Origin of the sequence: Actinokineospora enzanensis DSM 44649, assembly GCF_000374445.1 — a bacterium.
In the GTDB taxonomy this organism is placed as follows: Bacteria; Actinomycetota; Actinomycetes; order Mycobacteriales; family Pseudonocardiaceae; genus Actinokineospora; species Actinokineospora enzanensis.
The window spans coordinates 1-17,947 of record NZ_KB894463.1; the positions used below are offsets into that span (position 1 = coordinate 1).

Annotated in this window: 19 protein-coding genes; 11 read left to right on the forward strand and 8 right to left on the reverse strand. The window is 69.0% G+C overall.

The features are described 5' to 3' along the window. From C503_RS0136070 to C503_RS0136085, 4 genes are all read right to left on the reverse strand, one after another. The coding region (locus tag C503_RS0136070) for a lanthionine synthetase LanC family protein (protein WP_018687079.1) at positions 1–430 on the reverse strand (430 nt) is incomplete at its 3' end. Position 431: 1 nt separating this feature from the next. Beyond that, the gene (locus C503_RS0136075; protein ID WP_018687080.1) at positions 432–3,425 is read right to left on the reverse strand and encodes a lantibiotic dehydratase; all 2,994 of its coding nucleotides are present in this window, start codon (positions 3,423–3,425) and stop codon (positions 432–434) included. A gap of 61 nt (positions 3,426–3,486) precedes the next feature. Beyond that, a complete protein-coding gene (locus C503_RS0136080; RefSeq protein WP_018687081.1) occupies positions 3,487–3,675 on the reverse strand; it encodes an FxLD family lanthipeptide in 189 nt (62 codons plus the stop codon). Positions 3,676–3,745: 70 nt separating this feature from the next. After that, positions 3,746–3,928, reverse strand: coding sequence for a hypothetical protein (locus C503_RS0136085; RefSeq protein ID WP_018687082.1), 183 nt, complete (start codon positions 3,926–3,928; stop codon positions 3,746–3,748). 580 nt (positions 3,929–4,508) lie between these two features. On the opposite strand from C503_RS0136085, the gene C503_RS0136090 reads away from it, so the two are divergent. From C503_RS0136090 to C503_RS49035, 10 genes are all read left to right on the forward strand, one after another. Then, entirely contained in the window at positions 4,509–5,444 is a 936-nt protein-coding gene (locus C503_RS0136090) for a helix-turn-helix domain-containing protein (protein ID WP_245572675.1), read from the forward strand. Between the two features lie 25 nt (positions 5,445–5,469). Continuing rightward, a complete protein-coding gene (locus C503_RS45410; protein ID WP_018687085.1) occupies positions 5,470–5,646 on the forward strand; it encodes a DUF397 domain-containing protein in 177 nt (58 codons plus the stop codon). 785 nt (positions 5,647–6,431) lie between these two features. Beyond that, the gene (locus C503_RS42230; protein ID WP_156893765.1) at positions 6,432–7,433 is read left to right on the forward strand and encodes a C40 family peptidase; all 1,002 of its coding nucleotides are present in this window, start codon (positions 6,432–6,434) and stop codon (positions 7,431–7,433) included. 478 nt (positions 7,434–7,911) lie between these two features. Beyond that, on the forward strand, positions 7,912–8,184 hold the full coding sequence (locus C503_RS0136115) for a hypothetical protein (RefSeq protein WP_026317055.1): 273 nt from the start codon (positions 7,912–7,914) through the stop codon (positions 8,182–8,184). A 52-nt stretch (positions 8,185–8,236) separates the two neighbouring features. Further along, entirely contained in the window at positions 8,237–8,881 is a 645-nt protein-coding gene (locus C503_RS43955; protein ID WP_018687089.1) for a DUF8175 domain-containg protein, read from the forward strand. A 71-nt stretch (positions 8,882–8,952) separates the two neighbouring features. Further along, complete coding sequence (locus C503_RS0136125; RefSeq protein ID WP_018687090.1) at positions 8,953–10,362, forward strand: hypothetical protein; 1,410 nt, start codon at positions 8,953–8,955, stop codon at positions 10,360–10,362. Between the two features lie 69 nt (positions 10,363–10,431). Then, a complete protein-coding gene (locus C503_RS46540; protein WP_342663436.1) occupies positions 10,432–11,895 on the forward strand; it encodes an SCO6880 family protein in 1,464 nt (487 codons plus the stop codon). A gap of 29 nt (positions 11,896–11,924) precedes the next feature. Beyond that, the gene (locus tag C503_RS42245) at positions 11,925–13,475 is read left to right on the forward strand and encodes an ATP-binding protein (protein WP_018687092.1); all 1,551 of its coding nucleotides are present in this window, start codon (positions 11,925–11,927) and stop codon (positions 13,473–13,475) included. After that, positions 13,472–15,208 (forward strand): type IV secretory system conjugative DNA transfer family protein, encoded by a 1,737-nt coding sequence (locus C503_RS42250; protein WP_156893768.1) that lies wholly within the window; start codon positions 13,472–13,474, stop codon positions 15,206–15,208. Before C503_RS42245 ends, C503_RS42250 begins: the two co-directional genes overlap by 4 nt. A gap of 51 nt (positions 15,209–15,259) precedes the next feature. Beyond that, positions 15,260–15,586 carry a DUF4913 domain-containing protein gene (locus C503_RS49035; protein ID WP_425393551.1) on the forward strand — a complete coding sequence of 109 codons (327 nt, stop codon included), beginning with the start codon at positions 15,260–15,262 and terminating at the stop codon, positions 15,584–15,586. 82 nt (positions 15,587–15,668) lie between these two features. On the opposite strand, the gene C503_RS0136150 is transcribed toward C503_RS49035, so the two are convergent. The 4 genes from C503_RS0136150 to C503_RS0136165 all read right to left on the reverse strand — a co-directional run bounded on the left by C503_RS0136150 (position 15,669) and on the right by C503_RS0136165 (position 17,572). Next, positions 15,669–16,280, reverse strand: coding sequence for a 2'-5' RNA ligase family protein (locus tag C503_RS0136150; protein ID WP_018687095.1), 612 nt, complete (start codon positions 16,278–16,280; stop codon positions 15,669–15,671). 6 nt (positions 16,281–16,286) lie between these two features. Continuing rightward, positions 16,287–16,943 (reverse strand): hypothetical protein, encoded by a 657-nt coding sequence (locus C503_RS0136155; protein ID WP_156893769.1) that lies wholly within the window; start codon positions 16,941–16,943, stop codon positions 16,287–16,289. A 132-nt stretch (positions 16,944–17,075) separates the two neighbouring features. Further along, positions 17,076–17,288: a hypothetical protein gene (locus C503_RS0136160; RefSeq protein ID WP_018687097.1), complete on the reverse strand. Its 213-nt coding sequence runs from the start codon at positions 17,286–17,288 to the stop codon at positions 17,076–17,078. Beyond that, positions 17,285–17,572 carry a hypothetical protein gene (locus tag C503_RS0136165; protein ID WP_018687098.1) on the reverse strand — a complete coding sequence of 96 codons (288 nt, stop codon included), beginning with the start codon at positions 17,570–17,572 and terminating at the stop codon, positions 17,285–17,287. Before C503_RS0136165 ends, C503_RS0136160 begins: the two co-directional genes overlap by 4 nt. Positions 17,573–17,725: 153 nt before the next feature. Here C503_RS0136165 and C503_RS0136170 point away from each other — a divergent pair. Further along, positions 17,726–17,947, forward strand: a 222-nt coding sequence (locus C503_RS0136170) for a hypothetical protein (protein ID WP_026317056.1), incomplete at its 3' end; no start/stop codon positions are given.

Sequence of the window (17,947 nt, forward strand, 5' to 3'; positions counted from 1 at the left end):
GATGGACCAGGAGGACACCGAGACCGGTCAGGCCGCTGATGAGGTCGAACTCGCGGAAGGTGGGGAGCTCACCTCGGGCAAGGCGGTCGTCCGCTTGGGCCAGGCGGTCGCGGATGAGCTGGGCGACTTGGTGTTCGAGGGCGGCGGACGCGGTGGTGTAGGCCTGGTGGGTGGGTTGACCGGGGCAGGTGGCTGCGTGGAGAGCGTGGACCGCGGCGGGAGCGCCCTGGTAGAGGCCGGTGCGCTGGTGGGCGTGTAGAGGGCTTGCCATCATCGCGCTGACCCAACGGTGCAGGGTGTGGTCGTCTCCCGTGACGCGTGCGCGTTCGGCGTGCAGGAGGACGATCCCGGGGGCGCCGACCGCGAGGTCTTGATGCCAGTGAGGCGACGGTGCTTCGGCGGGGGGCAGCGTGAGGGCGTCGGGGATCACGTCATACCTCGCACCGGGCTTGGGCGGCCTGCATCACCTGGCGTGCGAGGCGGCGTGCGAGGTGTTCGTTGTCGGGGTCGACGCCGACAACGCGGTTGTGGTGCATGTGCAGCAGGGACTCCAAGGCGTTGTCCGTGGATGGCCCGGGGAGGGTGCCAGCGTACTGACGAAGCAGTCGACCACGTTCACGCCATGCTCGAGCGAGGGCGTCGGACCACTCGGGCGGGGGAGTGGTGGGGTCGACCCGCGAGAGGGTGGTGGTGGCGACCACCAGTGCCGGGTCCAGGCGTGCCGGTGATGCAGCCTGCATCACCGGGCGGCGGCTGGTCAGCCACCGCGCCCCGGACGTCGGCCCGAGGAAGTCGCGGGCTGTGTGGATCATGCCCGCGGCCGCGAGCGCGGGGGGCGGGACCTGGGCGAGTTGATCGAGGATGTGGAAGGCCACGATGGAGTCGGCTGCGAACACCTGCTCGGCGGCGTCGAGGGCCTGGCCCTCCCCGTACCGCCCGGATTCCGGGTGGTAGGTGTCGAAGGTGACGCGGCCGGTGAGCCCGTGGTCGTGCAGATGGCTTGCCCATCGGGCGGTGCGGTCGAGGTTGCCGGGGGAGGACGGGATCCGGAGGCGGAGGTGGTCGGCCTCGTGCTCACTGCGGTAGCGGATGAACCACCACGAGGGGTCGCCGCCGAGAGCGCGAAGCAGAGCGGGGATGTGGTTGCTGATGAGGTGATTCATTCGCTCGGGGTGGGTGAAGACCTTGATCGAGAGCCATCGGGCGTCCGGGGCGGCGGGGAGCTGACCGCCGCGGTTGGTGAGCCGGGGTGCGGTGGTGAGTACGGGGTGCGGTGCCGAGGGGCGGCTGGAGCGCAGCGGGATGGCGATCTCGTGTGCGTGGCCGAGCCATCCGAGGTCGGCGCCTTGCACGGCTTCGGTCAGGTCGGCGTGGCCGTGCTGCTCGACGTGGTCGCGGAGAAGGGCGACGTGGGCGGGGATGGAGAGGGTCAGGCGGAGTGGTCGGTCGTCGTCGTGCAGCTCGACGGTTATGGGGCAACGCCATTTCCGGCGCCAGTTGTCGACGGTGATGCAGGCTGCATCAAGATCCGCCTGTGCGGGTGGGAGGTCGGCGCCGGTGATCCGCCAGCGAGCGGGAGCGAGCACGCAGTTGGCGAACCGCACTCGAGGCAGGAAGGGGAGGTCCGCGGCGGCTGGCCCCCAGTCGAGGCGGGTCCACGTCGTGTCGTAGCCGCGCGACAGGTGGGCCAGGAAGCGCACGATCACCGGGGGCTGTTTGTCGAGTGCGAGTGCGTGGAGGACCTCGGGTTCCACGACCCGGCTCGAGCTGGCGCTGACGAGGTGCAGCCGGTCGCGGGTGGCGGTGACCGCCAGGTCGCCCAGCTCGATCGGGTCCGTGGTCGCGGCGGTTGGGTGCTCGCCGAGGGGGAGCACTTTGGTGAGGTAGGCGGGGACGCGGCTGATGTTCTCGGCGAAGGGGTAGCGCGGCGCGAAGCTGAGCTGCGCGCGGACCGCGTCGGCCGTCGACGGGGGAAGGTCCACGTATGCCGTGTCGAGGTCGTGCCCGGTCAGGGGAAGGAACCGGCCGGTGAGGGTTCCCCCGGCCCTGGCGGGCGAGATCGCCAGGGTGTAGGTCCCGTTGTCGAGTGCGTCGAGGCTTTCCGCTTGGATGCGGACCGCGATCTCCACGTGAGGGGGCGGGGTGATCTCGGGGTTGCCGGTGACCGCCCGGAGCGAGGCCTCGGTGAGCACGATCTCGTGGTCGCCTTCGGCGAAAGCCGACCAGGCCAAGGCGAGCAGGCGGCTGTCGCGCGGTGATGCAGGCTGCATCGGTTCGGGGATCCCGCTGCCGGGGTAGGAGGCGGGGTACCCGAGTCCTGCCGCTGGGCACAGGACGTCGGCCAGCGGTACCACGGTGCCCAGGCCGTAGCGGTCGCAGAAGAGGCGGTGGTACTGCCGCCAGATGGGGTGTCCGTGTGGGTGGCGGCTGAGCCTGAGCAGGGCCGATGCGCCCCGTGCGGCGTCGTGGGCGACGGTTCGGGGGATGCGGAGATCGCAGTCCAGCCGGAGGTCCAGGGCCAGGGGGGATCGGCCTTTTGCGGAGTGGACGCGCATTCGTGTGGTGAGGCTTTGGCGGAGGGCGGCTCGTTCGGCGGGATCGTTGACGGCGTTGTGCTGGGTGAGTGCGTCGTGAATCGCCGTGAGGTCGGTGAGGAGGTCGCCGGGTCCGGGGTCCGGGTGGCCAGCGGACAGGGTGGTGATCAGGTGGCCGAGTGGGTCGGTGACGGTGCTTGGTGCCCGCAGGCTGGTGATCAGGAGGCCGTGGTGGATCAGCTCGTTGACCAGTGCGCGCGCGGCTGCGCGGTCCCCGGTGGGGAAGCGTTGGGTGAGCGCGTCGAGGAGGTCGTGGACGCGCGTTGGGTGGCGGGTGAGCTGGTCGATGTACTTCACCGCCGGGCTGTAGCCGAGTTGCACGCGGTTCTGCCCGTTGGGGATCTCGACCTGGTCGCCGCGGATGGTGCGCAGGTCGGTTCGCACGACGGTGAGGTGCTCGAGGAGGGGAGAGGTTTCGAGGGTGGTGATGAGGTCGCGGAGCCAATCGGCGTCCGGGCGGGCGGTGAGTCGGTGTTGGGATCCCCAGCGGACGGCGGCGGGCCCGGAGTCAACGGGGGCGACACCGGCCCAGGTGCTGTGGGGTGTGGGGCGCCCGCTGGCCCGGAGGAGGAAGCGCGCGATCGTCTTGGTTGCTCGGCGGATCCGGTTGGCGCCGATCGAGTCCGTGTGCAGGCGGGCGAGGGTGTGCGCCAGGCCGGTGCTCTGGGTCACGGCGGTGGCGAACTGGTCGTCGGCGAGCACCCGGTCGAGCCATGCGCGGCAGGAGTCGAGGTCGGTGAGGTCGGGCCAGTCGTGGGGGAGGGCTGCCAAGGGAGAGGTCGCAGCACGCAGCAGCGCGACGGGGGTGGGGGTGTAGAGGGGGGCGCTCACCGTGCTCCGATCCGTGGGTGAGGCTCCGGGGCTGGGTGGTGTCCAGCCCCGGAGCGTGGGGTCAGACCGAGCTGCCGGAGCAGGCGGAGGGGCAGGTGGAGCCGCAGCCGTCGTCGGTGGCGCAGGCCGCGGCGGCCTGGCCGCTCGGGACGTCGACGACCGTCGTGAAGGTCAGCGCGAACGGGTCGGGGGTGATGACCGGCGTGGCGGCGATCGGCGCGGCGGGGGGCGCGAGGGTGGGTGCGCTCATGCTGTAGCTCCTTGTTGCTGGGTTCCACCTGCTGGTCGCAGGGGGTTCTTGGCGGCTGATGCAGGCTGCATCAGCCGGGTGGGGTGGTGCAGGTCGTCCAGGTCAGTCTTCTGAGTCCGATGAGCACGCGGGAGAGGATCAAGTCGTCGTCCGGACCGACGTGCGCGACCGCGACGAAGGCGGCCTCGGCTCTGGCCAGGTCCTTCTCGTCGGGCCAGCGAAGGGTGTGGCGGTTGGGCGGGGTGATGCTCATTCCGGGCTCTGGGTGCCGGTGTTCGGCCAGCAGGCGGCGCACATCTGGTCGGCCCGGTCGTGGGGTGTCGGCGGCCAGCGGGGTGCCCCGGGGCCGGGCCAGCAGGGCGCTCCGCAGACGGCGAAGGTGTAGGGCTTGCCGCCCCAACCGGCGGCCTCGGCGTGGGGGCCGCGGAAGCGGTGGACGCTCGGACGCGGGGGGAGTCGGTGGCTGCGAATTCGGAAGACTCCTCGGCAGGCGACCGGTTCGGCGAGGGCGCGGTGTCGTTGTGCCGGGTGCGAAGTGATGCAGCCTGCATCACCTGCCGCCGTCCGACCGGCCGGATCGGGGTGCCTGGTCACGGCCTGCTCCTGGCCGCGACCACGAGCAGGCCTATCACCAGGGCCGGGACGAGCGCCGTCCCAAGCCAGGAAAACGACGGGTGTAGAGCCGCCATCGGTGCCTCCTTGACCAGCCTCCGCTGCCTGTAGCATCCGCATGTCCAACTTATGACAACGCTATCATGCGTTATCTAAGGTAGATTATCTACCTTAGCCCTGGGGTCCATTCGGGTGGTTCCGCGCGATACGCTCTGTAAGTAGTGCAGGTGGGCGAGTCTGGTGCGGTCGATCCACCAACAGCGGAGGGTGCAGGCGGCGGCATGGCCACGAGTCGGACGGCGAAGAAGTACATCCTGGGCAAGGAGATCGCGTACATGATGCGGTCGGCTGGCAAGGTTCAGGCCGACGTCGCGCGCATCCTCGGTACCAGTCAGTCGAAGATCGCTGGAGTGCTGGACGGCAAGAACGCCATGTCGCTCGGTGATCTGGAGCGCTTGGCCAATCATCTGGGGTTCACCGACCCCGATTACCACGCGACGCTGTTCGACCTCCGCCACGAGAACCACAAGCGCGGGTTCTGGAGCACCGGATACCGGCGCGCTTATAGCGAAGAGCTTCGTATGCGCGTGGACGTCGAATCTCATGCTGACAGAATTAGAGAGTTCGAGGTGGAAGTGATCCCCGGGCTCTTGCAACATCGGTCTTATGTTGATGCGCTCTATGAAGGCATTCCCGAGGTGAACGGCCTCTCCCGCGACGAACAGATCCAGGCAAGGGTGGCACGTCAAGACATCTTCGAGGGAGCCGACCCGCCGATGGTGCACTTCGTGCTGTCGGAGTCTTGTCTCCGTCGCATGTGGTGCTCACCTGCGGTGATGGACGTTCAGATAGATTATCTGATCCAGTTTTCGCAGCGTGAGCATGTGATGCTACAGATCATGCCCTTCTCAGTCCCCGTTGGGCGTCGAGTGTCCTTCAATAACACGTTCACTCTGTTGCGAATGCCGTGGAGCGGCATGGCGGGGCCGCTCGAGATGGCCTACGTCGAGAACGAGGGCGAGTTTCGCTTCCACGACGATGAGAAGGCGCTTAACAACTACGATTCCGCGTGGGCGCGACTGACCAGCGCAGCGCTGAGTTTCGAGGATTCGCGGACTTTCCTCCGTCAGGTGGCAAAGGAGTTCCGTGACCAGTAGCCCAACCATTGAGACAGGGAGCCCGATGACGACCGTCCAACCCGTTTTCCGCAAGGCCACGAGCAGTCAGCCGAACCAGAACTGTGTGGAAGTGGCCCGCGGTCAACAGAAGGTCGACGTGCGCGACTCCAAGGCCATCGGGGCTGGTGGCCTCTCCGTGTCGCCGCATACGTTCGATCTGTTCCTGGCCACCCTACGGTGATCGGGTAGTCGCCAAGCGCCACCTTGACCACCAGGGGGCCGTGGACTCGCAAGGGGGCGAGCTCACGGCCCCTTTTGATGCAGGCTGCATCACGGGCGGTGGCCACCAAGTTGTGGTCCGGGTTTGTTCGTGCTGACTTCAGTTGACATCTAGGCCATTTTGCCTAGGCTCTAGGGAGTAGTGCGTCTGAACTCAGCAGAGCCGCGATTGCCCTGGGGAGGGGGATGTGCGGCGCGGACCGGGGGGCGTCATGCGCTTGATCGGCTTGTGTGGCGTGGCCTGCTTCGCGGGCGTGTTGCTGGCGGGGTGTTCCGTCGGGGCGCCGAACCCGCCGGCGCCAACGTCCACAGCGGTGATGCAGCCCGCATCACCCACCTCGAGCCGGGCGCCCGTGGGCACTGCGGACGAGCATCCTGCGGTGGTCGCGGTTCGGGCGTGGGCGCAAGCCTGGTGTCCGTGGGATTGGCGGCAGCCCTGGGGGAACAGGGAACACATCGCGCGGGGGTTGATGACGTCCGCTGCTGCGGCCGCGCTTCCGGTCACGGATCCGGAGGTCTGGCGCCAGCAGGTCGTCGACCGTCACGAGCTGGCGAGCTGCGCGGCGTGGACGGTGCAGTTGTCCGCCGGCCCGCGCGACTCCTCGGCGGTTCACGTTTCGGTGACCGCCACCCGCACGGTCCAGAGCGACACCGGGGCTAGTTCCGCCACGTGGCGTGAGGACCGCCGGGTCGTCCTGACCGGGGGCACTTGGTTGGTCGACGCGGCCGTCGTCGGGGGTTGAGACCTTGGGGCGGGCCATTGTCGGCGCGGTGCTCGGCATCGTGTTCATCACCGTGGTCGGTGTGCTGGCGACCGTGGTGTTCGTCGGCGGCAGCGCGGGGTCCGAGTGCGACGCCAGGCTGATTCAGCACCTGGGCGACCAGGACCTCGACGCGGACCAGCTCAACACCGTGCAGGTGATCATTACCGTGGTGCAGCAGCGTTCGCTGCCGGACCGGGCCGCGGTCATCGCCGTGTCCACGAGCCTGGTCGAGGCGACCCTGCACAACCTTCCGACCGGGGATCGTGACTCGCTCGGGATCTTCCAGCAGCGGCCCAGCCAGGGATGGGGAACGCCGGAGCAGATCATGGACCCTGTCTACGCCACGGGGAAGTTCCTGGACGCGCTCGTGGTGGTGTCCGGGTGGGAGACGATGCCGCCCGGGGTTGCAGCGCAGACCGTTCAGCGGTCCGCGTACCCGGATCGCTACGCACCGCAGGAGTGGCCCGCCCAACGGTTGATCGCGGGTGTGCGTGCCCGCGTCGGCAATCTGCCTTCGCCGTGTGCTCCGCCACCTGCCGGTGTGAGTCCGAACCTGCCCGAGGTGGTTCGCCGGGCCTTGACGCAGCTCGGGAAGCCGTACTGCTGGGCGGGCGGTTCGTCCACCGGCCCTACCCCGGGGGATGGCTCGTCGCCTCCTCCGTGCGGATCGTCGTCGCCGGGCTTCGACTGCTCGGGGCTGATGCTCTATGCCTTCGGCCCCTATCGAACACTGCCCAGGACCAGCCGGGCGCAGTACAGCACCCCTGGGTCGATTCAGGTCGCGGTAGCGGATGCACAGCCGGGTGACCTGCTCTTCTGGGGTTATGACCGGTCCAACCCGGCGTCGATCCACCACGTCGCGATGGTGGTTGCGTCGGGGGTGTTGGTCGAGGCACCGGAAGACGGGCTCACGGTGCGGCAGCGGCCCTACAGCGCGGACGGCCCCGGGTTGATGCCCATGGCGGTGCGGGTGGGGGCGGCATGACTTCGCGGAGTCGACCGGTGCCGGTGATGCAGCCTGCATCACCGGGGCGCGTGGTCGTCGTGGGGGCGGCGGGCGGGGTCGGCACCTCGGCCGTTGCCCGGATGCTCGATGGGTTTGACGCCGGAGTGTGGCGTGCTGACTGGTCTTCCCCGTTGCCCGCGGGGACGGCGTTGATCACCGGCGTGTCGATGCAGGCCATGGAAAGGGCGCGCCAAGCGCTCACCACGTTGGCGGGTCGTCCCGTGCTGGTGGTGGTGAGCGACGGGCGGGGACGTCCGCCTGCGGACGCGCGGGCGTTGCTGACGATGCTGCGTCCTTTGACGCGAGAGGTCCGCACGCTGCCGTACATCCCCGCTTGGCGCGCGTGCGCGAGTCCCGGGGGGCTGACTCCTCCCGTGGGCGGGGCTTGGGAGGCAGTGAACGAACTGCGGGCGGTATTCGGTCTCGCACCGATTCCCGCACAGAAGAGGAGGCGTCGATGAATCAGCCCGGATACAACGTCCCGGACCCGCCCCCAGCACCACCTCCCGGGTTGGAGAACTTCGGCAACTCGATCGTGAGCTGGATGAAGTGGGGTGGCATGTTGGCCATCTTCGTGGGCCTGATCATGTGCGCGATCATGATGGCGGTCGGGCGGCGAAACCGCAGTGAGATGGCTGCTCAGGGCATGATCGGCGTGCCCTGGGTGATCGCCGGTGCGTTGATCATCGCTGGTGGGGCCGGGATCGTCACCGGTCTGTTGGGCGGGTGAGCGCGCGATGACGTGGGACGCGCGTACGCCGCGGTGGCGTCGCTGGCCGGTAGTGCTGCTGCTGCTCGTGCTGGTGTTCGCGGGGCTGGCAATCGCGGCCTTGGTCTACGCCGATTCCGACCGGGAGTCGGCCTCCACTCCGGCGCCGACCGGGTCACCGCCGGTGTCGGGGCTGGAATGGGGCGAGGTCACTTGGTACTGGGTTCACGGTGCCCAGGTGCCCGTGTCGAGAACTCATGGCCCCCGGGAGAACGGGGACTTGGCGCGGGGCTTTGCCCATACCCCTCAAGGCGCGGTGCTGGCCGCTGTGCACATCTCGACCCGTACCTCCGGGATGGCGGGCGGGGAGGAAGTGTTCGGCCCCACGATCAGAACGCAGACGACCGGAGACGTTGAGCGCTACTACACCGCCATCGCCGGAAACTATCAGGAGTTGCGAGGCGGCGGGGCGGCTCCGTTGATCATCGGGTATCGGCTCGATCCGGGAAGCACCGCCGACGATGTGCGGCTCAGCATCCTGGCGCGCGTGGCGAACCCCACCAATCCGTCCTTGACGGCGCTGATCACGGGACCGCTTCACGTCCGGTGGGTGGGGGACGACTGGAAGCTCGTCGTGCCGACGGGCGCGGGGGAGCAGGTCAAGGAGATCCCGCCGGGGTTCTCGGCCATGCCGGGTCAACGGCTGGCCAACCGCTAGCCCAACGGTGATGCAGGCTGCATCACCCACTGACGGATCAGGAACGCCGCTGCGGCGTCAAGGGGGAAGCAATGTGCGCGGTCTGGGCGAACGTCTTATCGCTGGGTGGATGCCAGGTCCTCGAGTGGACAGGCGACCTGATCGGCATGGGTGTGGAGGCCGTGGCCGGAGACGTCTTGGAAGGCGCGGCAAAGTCTGCCGGACAGTCGGCCGGGCAGTTGATCACCGCGTCGTTGACGTGGTGGACGTACAACGGCTCCGTCGACTTCGCCTCACCCGCGATCCGGACGGTCCAGTCCTACACGATGCCGTTGACCTTGATCATGCTGACCCTCGGCGTGATCCTCGCTGGCGCGAAGACCGCCCTGGCACGCAAGGGTGAGCCGCTGGTTCACCTGGCCGCGAACCTGTTCAGCTTCATCATCGTGACCGCGGCCGGGGTGGGCATCCTCGCGGCCTTGCAGGCTGCCGGAGATTCCTACAGTTCGTGGATCCTGAGCAAGAGCGGGACCAGCCTCGGTGATCGCTTCGCCGTTGCCGCGATGTCCAGCTACAGCGGGGCCTTCGGGATCATCATGATCTCGCTGCTGTGCATCGTGATCGCCTTCATTCAGTGGATGTTGATGCTGTTCCGGATGGCTGCGTTGGTGGTGATGGCTGGCGCGCTGCCGATGGCGGCCGCCGCGTCGGTGGTGCAGGGGCGCAGCGACTCGCGCAACAAGATCATCGGATGGAGCTGCGCGATCATCTTCTACAAGCCGATCGGCGCGACGGTCTACGCAGAGGGCATCCTGACGATCTCCGAGGGCAAGACGTTGATGACCCTGTTGCAGGGGACCGTCATTTTGATCATGGCCGTGGTCGCCTTTCCGGTGCTGGTCAAGTTGTTCGCCTGGGCTCCGTCGATGGCCGCGTCCGGAGGTGGCGGCCTCGCGGCCGCCGCTGGCCTGGGCGGCCTGCTGATGCTGCGGCGCGGTGGGGACGGTGGCGGTGCCGCCGGTGCGGACGGTGGCGGAGGCACGGCGGGTGCGGGTGGAGGCGGTGGTGGTGCTGGCGGTGGAGGCGGCCCCAACGATGGCGGCCTGGCCGGTCAACACGCCCGCGAGATGGCCCCGGGCGGGGCAGGCTCGTTGCAGGGAGGCCAAGGCGCTGACCGCCCTGCCGACTCCGGTCAGGGTCCGGGCTCTGCCGGTGCAGCCGGACCTCCGGCACCGGCGGAATCCGGTGCGGGCGGAGGAGAAGGCGGGGCGCAGCCCCCCGGGGTCGGCGGTGGGGCCGCTGGAGGCGGTGGGACCGCTGGAGGCGGTGGGACCGCTGGCGCTGGCGGGGCGGACAAACCCGCGTCCGGCGGTGGGGGAGCGGCGGGCGGTGAAGCGGCGGGAGCGCATCCCGCCGTCGCGGTGGCGCAACGCGTTCACGAAAGCACCAAGAGCGCGGCGGAGGACGCGACCGACACCGGTCCGGACCGCCCTTCCTCGTGAAGCACGCCGATCTTCGCGGTGACGCTGATGCAGCCTGCATCAGCCTTCCAGTCGATCTAGGGGGTTGAAGTGCCGACGTTTGGGGATTGGCGGAGGAGACGCGGGTTCGAGGTGATGGGCCTGCCCGGTGGGCACCTGGCCGCAGTCATGACGGCGGTGTGCCTGCCGCTGTTGATCGGCCTCTTTAGCTGGACGGCCGGTCTCGTCGCCTTGGTCCCCGGTGGGCTGGTGGCCGCTGCGGTGCTGATCCGGTCCGGGGGCACGCCGGTCGTGGTCCTTCTCGCACGACGCTGGCTCTGGGCGCGCGCTTACCGCCGTGGCATGACGACTTACCGGTCCGAGCTGGTGAGCAAGCTGCCGGGACCGACCTACCTCCCTGGGCCGCTGGCGCCGGTGGAACTGCTGGCCGCGCAGCAGGTGAACGGATCGCGGGTCTCATGGTTGTGGGACCGGAGGTCCGGCTGCCTGACTTCCCAGGTGCGGCTCTCCTCGACCGGGACGCTTCTCGCACGGCCCCAGGACGCGGACTCGTGGGTGGAGAGCTGGGGTTCTTGGCAGGCGAATCTGGGCCACGTCGCCGGGATCCGGTCGGTGGCCGTCGTGGTCGAGACCGCCCCATCGGCAGGCTCACGAGTGCGGGACTACGTCCTGGCGCACGTCGCCGACAACGCACCTCCGGTTGCCCGGGAGCTCATGGACGGCGTGTTGGAGGAGTTGCCGGGCCAGACCTCGGAGGTGCACCAGTGGCTGGCGATCACCCTCGACCCTCGTCGGCTGCCGGGCTCCCCGACCACCATGCAGGAGGCGGTGGCTGAGGCCTCGGTGACGGTGGCGGGGCTTACCGATTCCCTCAACGGCGGCGGCGTGAGCGTGTTGGGGCGAGCCACCCCCGCGTGGACGGCGGCGCGGATGCGGGCCGCGTTCGATCCCGGGACCCGCGGGCAGATCGAGCGTGAGCTCGACGGGGAAGCCGCGCTGAGTTGGCAGCAGGCTGGGCCGCAGGCGATGGTCGAGGAGTGGGACCACCTCCAGCACGATTCAGGCTGGTCGGTGACCTACGCGTTAAGGGATCTTCCTGCCTCTCGGGTGCGCCATGACGTACTTCGGCGGCTGGTTGCACCGGGTAAATGGCCTCGGCGGGTTGCTCTGCTCTATCGGCCGTACCCGGCCGCTGTCGCGGCGGCGGTGGTGGATGCGGAGCTGAACGCCGCGTCCGTGCGCAGCGTGGCCGCGAGGAAGACCAGGCGCGACTACTCGGTGCGGGAGCAACTGGATTCGGCACTGGCCACGGCCACGGCGGTGGAGCAAGCGCGGGGCGCCGGCCTGGGGGAGCCGGGCATCGTGGTGACGGTGACGGTGACCGATCGGGACGAGTTGGCGGCGGCGTGTGCCGACGTGGAGACCAGAGCTCGAGGTTGTCGGCTGCGCTTGGTGCGCCTGTTCGGGGCGCAACTGCTGGGTTTCACCGCCGCGATGGGTGTGGGGGTCGATCCCTACGAACTCGCCGCGCGCACCCCAGGGCCAGCGAAGTGAGGGCCCGGACCAACTCGGGGGAGGCTCCGGTGATGCAGGCTGCATCACCGGACTCCGCGGCCGTCGACGCCGTGCGCAAGGCGGACGCGCTCGCGGGGGAGACCTTGGCGCGGTTCGCGGCGCAGCAGATGACCGCGCAGCCGGAAGCCGACCTGCCTGCCGAGTGGCGTACCGCCCGGGACAAGCCCGTGCCTCCCGCGTTGGGCTGGCGCAAACCTGGTGCGGGGCGTTCACCGTTCACGCCTGGGCTGGCTCGCTGGGTCGCGCCGACCAGCCAGCTCGCGGGCCTCTACCCGTTCGTGTTGTCGGCGGGGGCTCCGCCGGGGGTTCCGGTCGGGCAGCACCAGTTCACGCTGGAGCCGGTCGGCCTGGACGCCGGGGAATGGCTTCGATCCGGGCTGGTGACGAACACCGGGATCTACCTGACCGGCGAGCCGGGCACCGGCAAGTCGACCATTGCGAGACGCCTGATGTGGGGCTTGTCTGCCTTCGGGACCGGCGTCTTGGTCCCGGCCGACACCAAGGGAGAGCACCGGGCGCTCGTGGAGGCGCTGGGGGGAACGTGCGTCACCCTGGGCCGCGGGCTCCACCGAATCAACCTGCTCGACCCGGGACCGCTCGGAAGCGTGGTCGATGAGGTTCCTGCCGCCGAACAGGATCGACTTCGGAAAGAGATCCAGTCGCGGGCTCTGACCTTGACGGAAGGCGGGTTGACCATCGCGTCGGGTCGCCCCCTCGATGATGCCGAACGGCTCGGGTTGGCGTTGGCCTACGAGCTGCACGCCCGTCGACGGCCAGCTGACACTCCGACTCTGGCGGACCTGGTGACGATCTTGCGTGAGGCTCCGGAGGAGGTGCGGGCCGCGATGCACGCGGCCGACGAGGTCGAGCTGGCGCGGCTGCTGCGGCCGCTGCTTGTTCGGCTACAGCTTCTGCTGCGGGGGCCTCTGGCGGGTCTTTTCGCTGGGCAGTCGACGTTCAGCATCGACGCTGACACACCGGGCGTCTGCTTGGACCTGTCCCGCCTGACGTCCGATGCCGAGGACACCGCCGTGGCCGTCGCGATGCTGGCGGCCTGGGGGTGGTCCGCCGCGTTGATCGACGCGGGGCAGGAGTCGGGCAGGCGGAGGACCTGGGTTCAGGTGTTCGATGAGCACTGGCGCGTACTGCGCGCGGGCGCGGGCATGGTGGAGCTGACCGACCAGGTGACTCGGCTGGGCCGCCATCGGGGGGTGCAGTCGATCCTGGCCACGCACTCGCTCGATGACTTCCGAGCGCTGCCCACGGAGGAGGACCGGGCGAAGGCCAAGGGCATGGTCGCGCGCTGCGCGATAGCCGTCGTGGCCGCACAGCCACAGTCCGAATTGGACGCGTTGGCGTCGATCGTGCCGCTGAGCCCCGACGAGATGGCGCTGATCAGGTCGTGGGCCGCTCCTCCGACGTGGAGCGCCGGCAGTCAGCATCCTGGTCGTGGGCAGTTCATGATCAAGGCCCGGGAGCGCTTGGGCCTGCCGGTCCGGATGAGGCTTGCCGCTGCCGAACGCCGTTTCCACGACACCGACCAGGCGTGGCGGCAGTGAGCACGGGGGAGCTACGTGACGACGTTGTGCTGGCCTGGTCGGCTCTCGGGTTGGTCGTCGCGCTCGAGGCGGTCGCCGGGCTGCTGTGGTGCGCGGAAGCGGGTTCGGCGGTGGTGTCCGGGGGAGAGGTTCCCGCTTTTCGGTGGGGTATCGGCCCGCTGGCGGCGCTGGTAGTCGACCAGCCTGGGGGCCGGCGAGCCTTGACCTTCGCGTTGTTCGCTGTGTTGCTGTGCGCGGTCGCTGTCGTGGTGATGCGTGCTGCATCACCGCTGAGGCGGCGGCTCCGGGCTCGGCGGCAGAGGGCCGCGGTCGAGGCGGTGAACGCCGTCGCGGACGTGAGCGGCATGGACGCCCGGAGCCGTGAGCGCGAGACGGCTCGGTTGCATCCCGGATTGGCCGCTCGGGTCTCCGGGCGTCCGGTGGGTCCGGACGTGCTGGGGGTGGTGTTGCCGTCCGGTCCCGAGGTGTTCGTGGGTTGGGAGGACGTGGAGGTGGCGTTCATGGCTCCGCGGTCGGGGAAGACGACCGCGCGGGCGATCCCGCGAATGCTGGCCGCGCCTGGTCCCGCTGTTGGCACGGCGAACAAGCCGGATCTCTTCGCCGCGACCTGGCTGCCCCGGTCGCGGGTGGGTCGGGTGTGGCGGTTCGACCCTCAGCAGGTCGCTCACTCCGTCCAGGAGTTCTGGTGGAACCCGCTGCAGAAGGTTCGCGATGACGAGTCGGCGCGGCAGCTCGCGGCGCAGTTCACGCAAGCCATCGCGCCGAACGGCGGCGATCCCTTCTGGGCGAACGCGGCGGCGGATGTGTTGTCCGCGTTTTTCCTGGCGGCCGCGCTCGAGGGGGAGTCGCTACGCGAGGTGTGGCGGTGGTTGAACAGTTCCACCGACGACTACCCGGTGCGGCTGCTGGACGAGGCGGACTACGGGCCTGTGGCAGAGGGCCTGCGCAACGTGATCAACCTCCATCCGGAGACGCGGGACAGCGTGTTCCAGACGGCACGGACGGGCGCGAGTTGCCTGCGAAATCCCCGGATTCTCGCTTGGGTGACGCCGCAAGCGGGGTTGCCGCAGTTCGATATGGACGCCTTCGTCGTGTCCACCGACACCGTGTACCTCATGTCGCGGGACACCGCCGGTGCTGCGTCTCCTTTGCTGGCGGGCTTTCTGGATCAGCTCTTCGACGCTGGGCAAGCGGAGGCTGAGCGGCACGGCGGGCGGTTGCCGGTGCCGATCACGGCCGTTTTGGACGAGGTTGGGAACATCGCGCCCTGGGACAGGCTGCCCAAGGTGGTCTCCTTCTCGGGGTCGATCGGCGTCTCGATCACGGCGATCTTGCAGTCGTGGGCTCAAGGGGAACGGGTGTGGGGACGTAACGGGATGGAGATGATGTTCGGTGCGGTGACCGTGAAGGTGTTCGGTGCCGGGATTGACGACGATGCGCTGACGCGGCGGATCTCCATGCACGTGGGTCAGCACGAGGTCGCGCACCGGACGACCACTCACGGCGCTGGTGGTCGCTCGGACACTGTCGGCAACCAGCAGCGGGACCTTCTTCCTCCGGATGCCGTCCGCGCGTTGCCGAAAGGCACCGCTTTGGTGATGGTGACCGGCAGGCGGCCGGTGATGGTGCGGTTGGTTCCGCACTACGAGTCGCCTCTCCGCGACCAGGTGGGGGAGTCGATTGCCCGGACCAGAAGCGAGCTGGCCGATCGGCTGGCGCAGCAGGGCCAGTGATGCAGCGTGCATCAGGATGATCCACAACCGGAGTGGGATCCGGGGGAGTTGGTGGAGTGGCTGGAGTCCACCTTGTTTCCGGTCTATCTCCGGCCGCTTGGGCGACCGGGAATGCGGTGGTGCAGCCGGTGGTGGGCGCACGCGGAGGCATGGGTGCGGTTCGCCGCGTGCCATCGCGCGTGGGGCGAGTTGGCCGCAGAGGGCGGGGTTGGTCTGTCGGTCTGGCACCGTGATCACCTGGATCCGATGCTGCGGGAACTGCTGGGGGAGTCCGGTCCGTTCGCGGCGTGCATCCCGCGGTCGGGCACCGATCCGAGTCGGGCGAGGCACGTCCTATCCCCGGGCTACGAGGTGGACCCGATTCCGGTGGAGAGCTAGCCATCGAACCGAGTGGCTGCGCGAACCCGAGCGGGCGGAGCTGCACGACGGTGAGGATCAACTCCCCCTGATGCAGGCTGCATCAGGGGGAGTTGTGCGCTGTGGCGAAGGCCAGGGGAGTGGTCGGCGAGGCCCAGCGGTAGCCCCCGAGGTCCGGGTGTTGGGTGACCTCGACCAGGTGCGCGCTGTCGATGTGCAGTTCGACGCGATGATCGGTTAGTTGGCGGAGGCGGCTTTGCAGGTGCCCTGAGTCGGCTTCGGCGCGGCCGTAGGCGAGAGTGATGTGGGGGCGTTCGCCAAGGCTGGTGCTGCCAGGACCGAGCACGGTCTCCACGGTGGCTGCGAGGGCGGCGCGGACCTGGTTCCACAGGTGGTCGGGCACCAGGTCGAGCACGATAGCGGAGCGGCTGGCCATCGCCGGTCCGGCGGTCATGGTCATGACGGGTTGGGTGCCTGCGGTCGCGGTAAGAGCGGCGACGAGCTCGTCTCGCGCGTGGAGGGGGATCGTGCTGCGGATCTTGACGAGGGTGGCGTGCAGCCAGTCCACCGGCACCGGTGTCAGCGCTGGGGAGTTGGTCAGGACGGGGGCGTAGGCGGTGGTCAGTGGATTGAGGGCGCCGGGTGCCGGCAGGTAGTAGATGTGCGGCAGTTGACGCTGTGACCAGACCCGTTGCGGGGTGAAGAAGTTCTGCATGGCGGTTCAGCGGGGCCGCGGCGGGTCGGGGAAGGTGTCGTACCACTCCATCGTTCCCCAGTGGTGAAACAGGCTCGCGAGGTGTTGCAGCGGGCGCCGTCTCGATCGGGTGTTCCGATTGGCTATCTCGATCAGTATCGCCAGCGTCGTCTCCCGCAGTTGCTGCCATTGCGGTGTACGCCCGTTGGCGCGCACGGCAGCGAGGAGTTCGGTCACGTTGCTGCTTCGCGGGTCGTGGTAGGCGGGGGCGGGGTGTCCGGGTTCCAAGGTGGTGAGCGCCCAGGCAAGATCGTCGGATTCCAGGATGGCCACCACGTCGCTGACATCGACGTCGAAGACCGATTGCAGGGAGTCACGTTCAGCCATCAAGCGGCTCGCGTGGTCGACACCCGCCTGATAGATCGCTGCCGTGAGCAGGACGACCTGGTCGAGGGGGAGGGTGGGACCGGTGTCGGGGCGACTGCCGACAGCCCGTTCCAGGTTGGCGACCGGGCGGGTGGCGTATTCGGCCAGGATCGCGCCTGCTGCGGTCAGGCAGTCCGCTAGCGGGGCTCGGTGGAGGTCTCCCCACATCCGCACCGATTCTTCAAAGCCCCACTGCGGACGCCCGTCCTGCCCTTCTCCGTCGGCCCAATCGGATACCGGCCGGTGGTTGGTGGCCATCAGCGCCCCCTGCCGTGACTCAAGTTCACAGGAGCACCGTACGGGACCTGGGGGAGTGGAGGCTTGCCGGTGAGCGTGGGTGCTCACCGGCAAGCATGGAGGCGGTTCGCCGCGTTGTTGATGCGGGCTGCATCACCCGGCCTTGGGCGTTCGTTCCGCTTTGCGCAGCCGCTGTTCGAGGGTGCGGACCGTCACCTGGAGTGCCTTGACGTCGCCTTCGAGCCGGGCAAGGCGCGTCTCGGTTTCGTTGGCGTCGGCGCTGGTGTTCGTCGGCGGCTTGGTGGAGTTGGCGCCGGGGGAGAGGACCTTGCTGGCGTCGTTGGCGGCGGAGCGTCCGGTGTTCATCGGGACTTCCGACGCTCGTCGGTGTGGGTCCTGTCCGGGGCGGCGGCGGGTCGGGGGTCGGGGGAGTTAGTGGTGGGGCCGGTGGTGCGAGGAGTGTCCGGCACGACTACCCGTTTCGCTGCTTCGACGGCTTCTGCGGCTTCTGGATCGGTGGTGCGGAACTCGGCGTCCGGGGCTTCGGCGTCCGGGGTGGTAAGGGATTCGTCGTACTCGGCTTGGGCCTGGGTGAAGGCGTTCACCGCGCGGTCGTACTCCGCGGTCGTCGTCTCGACGCGCCTGCTCACCTTCTCGACGGTGGCCGCGCCTTGGCGGGCTTGTTCTGCCGCGCGGTGGGCGGTGTCGCGCAGTCGGCGGATCTCCCACTCTGGTGCGCTCGTTCCTCGTGCTTGGTCGTGGTCACGCTTGGCGGTGTCCGACTGCGACCGGAGAAACGCTAGGTGGCGCTCGGCTTCGGTGAGGTCGTGGATGGCGTCGTTGACCCCTCGGCGTGCTCGTTCGGCACGTTCGCTGAGCTGTTCAAGCCGTGCCCGGCGGCGGTCGGCGTCGCGTGCGGCGGCGTCTGCGGTTCGTTGTGTGTCGCGTGCGGCGATCTCGGCTCGGCGTTCGGTGTCGCGTTGATCGCGCTCGTCGCGCATCTGCTTGTCGCGGGTCTCGCGTTC